The 1,032-nt window shown below is 66.4% G+C and carries 1 protein-coding gene; it reads right to left on the bottom strand.

Translation table 11 applies throughout. The features are described 5' to 3' along the window. Nucleotides 1-643: 643 nt before the first annotated feature. A partial coding sequence (locus IEY81_RS23890; RefSeq protein ID WP_189120997.1) for an HNH endonuclease signature motif containing protein occupies nucleotides 644-1,032 on the bottom strand: 389 nt, incomplete at its 5' end.

The following is a 1,032-nucleotide window of genomic DNA, read 5'->3' as shown; positions in this document are numbered from 1 at the left end:
GATTCCGCCTATATCGGGGCGGCGGCGAGGGGTGTGGCGCGGGCTCATGTGTCTTCGAAAGAGCCGACGTCGAGCCAGGGCACGAACCCCTCGCCCCGCTGGCCGGCCCAGGCCCCGGTGGTCGAGCTTGTCGAGACCACCCGTCGTGCGGACATTGGTCAGCGACTGCGTTTTTCGTTCCCAGGTTCGCCGCCGACCCGATCTCTGAGTGTTTCTCGATCACGCGCCGCGTCAAGGACGCCCTTCGGGCGCCGGCTTCGCCGGCCGCTTTGCGGTCCTTGACTCGGCACCCGATCGAGAAAAGATTCCGCCAATATCGGGGCGGCGGCGAGGGGTGTGGCGCGGGCTCATGAGGTTTCGAAAGAGCTGACGTCGAGTCGGGGCAGAAACCGCTCGCCCCGCTGGTCGAGCCGCCGGAGCCCTGGGCGAAGGCGTGTCGAGACCAACACAGTCCGTTCCGCGAACGATCGCCTTGAGCCCCAGACACCCCCGGAGGTCGAGCTTGTCGAGACCACCCTCTCCGGAACATCGGTTTGAGGGGCGCAACAGACCGGGTCGGCGTTGCTCGACGAGGGGTCTCGACAGGCTCGATCTCCGGGGTGGGGTCTCGACAGGCTCGACCACCGGTAGCGCAGGATGCGGGTCAGATATTGGCGCGGCGGGTGAACCGGATCTGCCCGTCAGGCAGCCGGTCATAGGTGTAGTTCGGATCGTGGATCCGGTGATGGTCACTCGCACACAGCAGGACCATGTTCGCGAGGTCTGTCTTTCCACCTTCGCCCCAGGGTTTGAGGTGGTGGGCTTCGGTCCAGGCGGCTGGTGCGTCGCAGTCTTCTGCTTGGCAGCACTTGTCTCGTAGGCGGAGTGCGCGGTGTTGGATCGGATGCGCCAGCCGGGCGGTGCGGCCGAGGTCGAGGATCTCTGAGTCCGTTCCGAGGACCACTGGGACGAGGTCGGCGTTGCACGCCATCCTTCGGGCTTCGGCGGCGGTGATCTTCTCACCATCGAACCCGAGGGAGGCGGTGGCGAGGT

Source organism: Nocardioides luteus (assembly GCF_014648595.1).
GTDB classification, from domain to species: Bacteria; Actinomycetota; Actinomycetes; order Propionibacteriales; family Nocardioidaceae; genus Nocardioides; species Nocardioides luteus.
The sequence above is the reverse complement of the archived record's forward strand: the minus strand, read 5'-3'. Positions and strand labels throughout refer to the sequence as shown.